Below are 6,010 nucleotides of genomic sequence, written 5' to 3'. Positions count from 1 at the left end.
GCTCGGCCATGCCAGCGCGGAAATGACCCGTCGCTATCAGCGCCGCAGGGACCGCTTCCGGGTCAATCTCACCAAAGCGTCCGGGCTCTGATTGATACTCTCTCCTCGCATCTGATCGTTTGCGAGCTTTTCAGCGGCCCGGCGAAAACCTGCCCGTGTGGACGCGAACAGACAGCCTGTCGAAGAGTTGATGGCTATCAGCAATGAAAAGCCTCACGCACTCGCTCGCTGCCCATCCTGTCCGAACACACGCATGCAATCCCGTCCGGATGCCTTCGCATGATAGAGGGCCTCGTCTGCCTGGTTGATCAAAGCCTTCGGGCTGATCACATCCCCGGCGCAAACCGCGATCCCCAGGCTCGCGGTCAAGACGCCCTTCTCACTCGCAAGGTGCGGCTCATCTCGCTCCCTGAGAAGCAATTGGAAGCGCTGCGCAACGGCCATCGCGCCAGCTTCATCCGTTTGCGGAAGAATGAGCGCGAATTCCTCGCCACCGTATCTGGCGGCAACATCATTCGGCCGCGCTTTCGTCTGTTTCAAACACTCGCCGAAAATGCGCAGGCATTGGTCGCCGGTGCTATGTCCGTAGTGGTCATTATAGGCTTTGAAACGGTCGACATCGATCAAGATCAGAGAAAGAGGTTGATGGGATTTTTGCGTCTGTGCAAGCTCTATTGCCAAAGCCGCGTCAAAGGCGCGCCGATTGGCAAGGCCGGTCAGGCCGTCGGTATCCGCAAGAATCTTCAATTGCTCATTGAGCTGGCGGAGTGCAACCTCAGCCTCTTTCATCGCCGTTTGGTCAGCAACGACAACGAGGGATGATCCATCCGGGGCAACCCGCGTGCGTATTATCAGCCAGGAGCCTGCCGAAGTCCGAACGTCTTGTTCGTTGTCATAACGCAGGCTCGACACGCGTTGTTCAATCCATGCACTGCGTTCACTTTCGGGGATTCCGACTGCCTCGCCAAGTTCGATCGCTGCCGTAAGGATATCTCGAATGTCGGCACCAGGGACTTGGAGAGGCCCAGTTATCGGGAAAAACGACCTGTATTGATCGTTCGCGAATGCGAGGCGTCCGTTGTGGTCAAACATGGCCAGCCCGTCCGACATTTCCCGCATCGCATGCGCAAGCAGATTTCGACTGCTGGCAAGCTCTTCTTCAAGCCGCTTTCGCTCCGTAATGTCGTGGGTTACACCCACCAATCCGATCACGTGACCGGCAGCATTGGCAAGCGGCGTCTTGGAGGTGGAATACCAGCGTGTTCCAGACGCCGTTTCGACAACTTCTTCCTTCTTGGCAATTGCCGAGCCGGACGCCATGATCTCCTGCTCTTCCGCAAGCAGTTGCCGCGATCTTGTCGGCGAAGCGATATCTGCGTCCGTCAACCCCGTCATTTCGACGGGTTTCGCGAAGCCGTTGTGGCTGGCGACGGATTGATTGACAATCCTGAAGCGACTTTGTCGGTCCTTGATGTAGTAAAAGTCAGGTGACTGTTCCAATGCCGCGCGCAGCAGATCACGTTCCACGGCGTAATCCCGTATTTTGATCATAATGATACCAGCCACCACGGTCGCGAGGAAGCCGATGGTTGCGACTGGCAATTGCGTTATTTGGAGAACGTCTGTTCCAAGTGGTGACAACGGGGTCATTCTCAGCACCAGACCGATCGCACTCAGCACTGTCGCGTATGCAATTATGTGAACCACACCTAACTGCCGCTCCTTGAAGCTGAGATACACCAGTGATGAGAACACGCCAGCCACGACAAGGTGAACCAAGCCGAACAGGGTTCCCGCTCCGCCCATCAGAACGCGATGAACGCCGGCAATCAGGACGGTCAAGGCAGCGGCGATCGGTCCACCGAACAACCCGGACATGGAAACGAGCGCATTGCGAAAGTCGAAATAGACCCCCGGCGAAACCTGCACCGACAGCAGCATCGATACCGATGCGGTCACCCCCATCCACATTCCGAAGACCGCAGCACGACTGATCCCGGAGATGCGCTCGGCCCGCGGATGGAAATGTGCCCATGCGGAAACAAAAAAGGCGGTAGCGGCGAGATTGTCGAAAAGTTCCTGCCAGATGCTTTCCATTGCTTGTCCTGAACGTCGGCGCCCGCCACAAGTCGGGTAAGCACAATCAGTAGTAGTGCTACCAGAGCTAGCTTGCGTCAGGGCGGTGCGAACAACGTTCCCTTCTCAAGGCCTACAGCTCTTCCACGCGCCGGCCTGGCGTCGTCGGCCGAGCTCGATGAGCGCTAAGTCCAGAAGCAGCTCGGCCATGCCGGCGCGGAAATGACCCGTCGCCATCAGCGCCGAAGAGACGCTTCCGGGTCAATTTGACCAAGGCTTCCGGGCTTTGAGGGCCCCTCCCCTGCTCGACGCGAAGGCGTAACGCCAAAATCGAGGGCCGAAGCTTCAACTTCCCGCTTCAATTGGGACGCAACAGCTACATGCGTCCGAAACCGGCCGCAGAAACGCGTGGAACGGGAGTCTCGAGAGATCATACCAATCAAGTATTCGACGTCGCGACCCTCAAGCATCTCGCCACGTCAGGCATGGCGCCAATACGCTCAAGGCGCTGGCTTCCGACCTCGCCTATATCGAGGCCTGGTGCGGACTAGCGACGGGCGCCCCGCTGCCGTGGCCGACGCCTGAGGCGCTGCTCTTGAAATTCGTAGCGCATCATCTGTGGGATCCCGCACGGCGCGTCGGCGACGCCAGCCACGGCATGCCGGAAGCGGTCGAGATGGAGCTCCGCGCAGCGCATTTGCTCAAGGCGCCCGGCCCGCATGCACCGGCGACCGTCCGGCGGCGGCTGACCTCGTGGTCGATCCTCACCCGCTGGCGCGGCCTTGCCGGATGCTTCGGCGAACCCACGCTCAAGAGCGCGCTCAGGCTCGCCGTGCGCGCCACCGGCAGGCCGCGGCAGCGCAAGAGCCTGCATGCCGTGACCGACGATATCCTGGCAGAGCTGATCGCCACCTGCGGCGGCAACGATCTCACCGATGTCAGGGATCGCGCCATCCTGCTCACTGCTTTTGCCTCCGGCAACCGCCGCCGATCGGAGCTCGCCAATCTACGCGTCGAGGACATTGTCGTCGACGTGCCGGTGCGGGCCGATCCGCACGACGAAAGCTCGGCTTCGCTCGCCTGCCTCACCCTGCAGCTCGGCCGTACCAAGACCACCGACATCGAGGATGCCGCCTCGGTGCTGCTGATCGGCCGGCCGGCGGAAGCCTTGCAGCACTGGCTGCATGAGGCCCGGATCGCCAGGGGGCCGGTGTTTCGGGCGATCGACAAATGGGGCAATCTCGGCCGCCGCGGGCTGACGCCGCAATCGATCAATCTGGTGCTCAAGTCACGTTGCGAAAGGCTGGTCTCGACCCGGCGAAATATTCCGCCCATGGCCTGCGCTCCGGCTATCTCACCGAGGCCGCCAATCGCGGCGTGCCGCTGCAGGAGGCGATGCAGCAATCCCAGCACAAATCCATAGCCCAGGCGGCCGCCTATTACAACGAACAGGACCGCAGGCGCGGCAAGGCGGCGAGGGTTTTCATCTGAGCTCAAACGACGAATTGGCAACAGCCAGAAAATAATGCACGGCCCTCGACCGTCAGACACAAGGGTGCCGCTCATTTCGCGCTCGCGCCATGGCGTGCTTTGTGATCGCAGCATGCTCCATCACCATCATCGAAGGGACAGGCATGCGCTTTCACGGGATGACGATCGCCTTGGCGTTTCTCGCCGCGAGCTGCGCTCCCGTTCTGGCAGCCGACAATGTCGACACGCTCCGGACGGCGCTGAGCCATATTCCGGAAGGGGCGCTTGCAACTGCTGACCCGATGCCGATCGTCTATCTCGATGTGAAAGCGCTCTCCAAGGCGGAGAGCGGCGCTCTGAGCGAGAGCGGCCTGCGCCGACTCAGCCTTGCCCGCCTGATCCGGCCACTGGAAACGCTAAGCCACGGTATGGGCAAGACCTGGACCGAAAAGGCCGGCATCGCCTTCGAAGACATTTCCTATTTCGCCGCCTTCGGCCGGCCACCGGCGCGCGTGAGCTATTGGGGCCTCGCCGACGCCAAGGCCGCTGACGCCTTGCTCGACACGCTTACGACACATGGATTCAAGGACATCGGGGCTGCGCCGCGCATGCTGGCGAATGGCGAACCTCGCATGATCAGCCTCACGACCCGCGACCCGGAAAATCCCTGGCTGGGCGTGGTCGGCCAGTCGAGCTTCGTTTTCGCGCGGCAGGATACGATCGTTCAGGCATCCGCACCCGAAGACCTCAAGCCGATTGTCGCACTGAAACGCAGCGTGGCCGACAATCTCGCCGTCGCAATCGTAGTCGAAGGGGTGGCGGGCGCGACCGCAACGAAGGACGCCAGCGTCGTCCAGGCAATGATCATCACGCCGTTGTTCGGGCTCGAGACGGTCGACCCATCCGATCTTCTACTGGCTGAACGAGCAGACCTTAAAGCAGCCACGAAGCAGATCGAAGCCAGGATGGAAGCCGGCAGGAAAGGCATTCCGGCCTATCTTTCGGGCCTCTTGGCAGATGTCGAGCGGAAGGATGGACCGGCCGTTGTCGTGTCCCTCGCCTATGCCGACTGCGCCGCGGCCAACGTTGCCGTTTCGACAATCCAGACCCGCTGGAACATGGACATGGACCTCAGCCGGCGCATCCCGGTAACCGGACAGGCCGTGGCGACTGAAAACGGTGCCTGCGCCGCCGTGGTCAGCTTTGCACTCCATGCCGACATGGACCAACCGCTTCGCGATGCGTTCCGCCGCGACGGCGAGCGCGGCTTCAACTTCCTGCAAATCGGCTCACCGGAGTGACCATGCGAGCTATGAAAATCTCGACCTTCGCCGCAACCAGTCTGTCCATCCTGCTCGGTATGGGCGGCACTGCGATCGCCCAGGAATTTGTTTGCAAGGAGATCACTCTTACGCGCACGATGGCGGGTGTTTCGGGCCCGGCAAACACGTTGCTCTCCGAGAAAACGGCACTTCACCTGATTATCGACAAGGACAATCCGGGCCGTTCGTCGATCCGTTGGAGCGGTGCCCCCAAGATGGATGGCGCCACCACCACCTTGCCTTCCGATGCCAAGATCATCGTGGAGAACGGCATCATCGCCACCAGCTTCGTCGCGACCAGGGACGGAATTTCGTCCGTCGGTACGGCAACGCTCGATTCCGAAGGCGGACTGCGGGTCACAGAAAGCACCCTCACCCAGCCCGGCATATTGATCTTCGACGTCCTGGAGGCCAAATGCCACGAAGGGCGCGATTAAGACTGTGCGGATCCGGCATTCATCTTGAAATCTTTCGAATTTCCGTCGGAATTTCTCGATCAGAGTATCCGGCTGTTAATATGTCCGCGGCAAATTGCGCCGATGAACACGCGCAAATACCAGATCGCCGCCTGGACCGCCTTTGCAGCCATCGTTTTCGTCACCATCTCGCCCATCGAGATGCGGCCGGGCGACATCTTCTCCGTGGATTTCGATCGCGCGCTGGCCTTCGGCCTGCTGTCGTCGATGTTCATGGTCGCCTATCCGCGCCATGCGCTTCTGGTCGGCGGCTTCGTTGTGCTGAGTGCCGGCGGCATCGAGTTGCTGCAGGCGCTGTCGCCCACCCGCCATGCCCGTCTCGACGATGCGGTGATCAAGGGCGCAGGCGCGATCGGCGGCATGGTGCTGGCCTATTCCTACAACGCCTTCCGCAGCTTCCGCCATGCGCGTCGCAGGGCCCGTGTCGCTGCGGTCCCCGCCGGCACGTCCGCCATGCAGCGCATGCCGGTGACGTCGGCCCTGATCGAAGCGGTCTATTTCAGCCCGGAGGACGGCAAGCTGCGCATCCGCATGCGCAACGGCGAGGAACAGTTCTTCGGCGATGTCGATGCAGGCGCCGTCAATTCCCTGGTCACCGCGCCCTCGCCCGGCACCTATTATCTCGAGAATATCCGGGACAAGTTCCCCAAGCGCGCTGCCTGACTT

4 protein-coding genes and 2 pseudogenes are annotated in these 6,010 nt (G+C 61.1%); 5 read left to right on the top strand and 1 reads right to left on the bottom strand.

Features of this window, described 5'->3' with window-relative positions; genetic code table 11:
* Nucleotides 1-213 precede the first annotated feature (213 nt).
* Nucleotides 214-2,097 (bottom strand): diguanylate cyclase domain-containing protein, encoded by a 1,884-nt coding sequence (locus tag AC2YI2_RS25050; RefSeq protein ID WP_487389236.1) that lies wholly within the window; start codon nt 2,095-2,097, stop codon nt 214-216.
* A gap of 126 nt (nt 2,098-2,223) precedes the next feature.
* Between AC2YI2_RS25050 and AC2YI2_RS25045 the strand changes: the two are divergent.
* From AC2YI2_RS25045 to AC2YI2_RS25025, 5 genes and pseudogenes are all read left to right on the top strand, one after another.
* Nucleotides 2,224-2,366, top strand: a pseudogene (locus tag AC2YI2_RS25045) (integrase); the annotation flags it as partial.
* 159 nt (nt 2,367-2,525) lie between these two features.
* Nucleotides 2,526-3,567 (top strand): annotated as a pseudogene (locus AC2YI2_RS25040) (site-specific integrase); the annotation flags it as partial.
* Nucleotides 3,568-3,710: 143 nt separating this feature from the next.
* Nucleotides 3,711-4,847, top strand: a complete 1,137-nt coding sequence (locus tag AC2YI2_RS25035) for a hypothetical protein (RefSeq protein ID WP_487389235.1) — start codon at nt 3,711-3,713, stop codon at nt 4,845-4,847.
* Nucleotides 4,848-4,849: 2 nt separating this feature from the next.
* Nucleotides 4,850-5,305, top strand: a complete 456-nt coding sequence (locus AC2YI2_RS25030) for a hypothetical protein (protein WP_487389234.1) — start codon at nt 4,850-4,852, stop codon at nt 5,303-5,305.
* A gap of 102 nt (nt 5,306-5,407) precedes the next feature.
* Nucleotides 5,408-6,007, top strand: a complete 600-nt coding sequence (locus AC2YI2_RS25025; RefSeq protein ID WP_487389233.1) for a KTSC domain-containing protein — start codon at nt 5,408-5,410, stop codon at nt 6,005-6,007.
* Nucleotides 6,008-6,010: the final 3 nt, after the last annotated feature.

The organism is Rhizobium sp. SRI_017 (assembly GCF_057586295.1).
Note: the sequence above shows the minus strand (reverse complement) of the source record. Positions and strands in the feature narration are given on the sequence as shown.

Coding starts and splice junctions, on each gene's coding strand:
- AC2YI2_RS25035 (WP_487389235.1), top strand. CDS start 3,711: ATGCGCTTTCACGGGATGACGATCGCCTTGGCGTTTCTCGCCGCGAGC.
- AC2YI2_RS25025 (WP_487389233.1), top strand. CDS start 5,408: ATGAACACGCGCAAATACCAGATCGCCGCCTGGACCGCCTTTGCAGCC.
- AC2YI2_RS25050 (WP_487389236.1), bottom strand. CDS start 2,097: ATGGAAAGCATCTGGCAGGAACTTTTCGACAATCTCGCCGCTACCGCC.
- AC2YI2_RS25030 (WP_487389234.1), top strand. CDS start 4,850: ATGCGAGCTATGAAAATCTCGACCTTCGCCGCAACCAGTCTGTCCATC.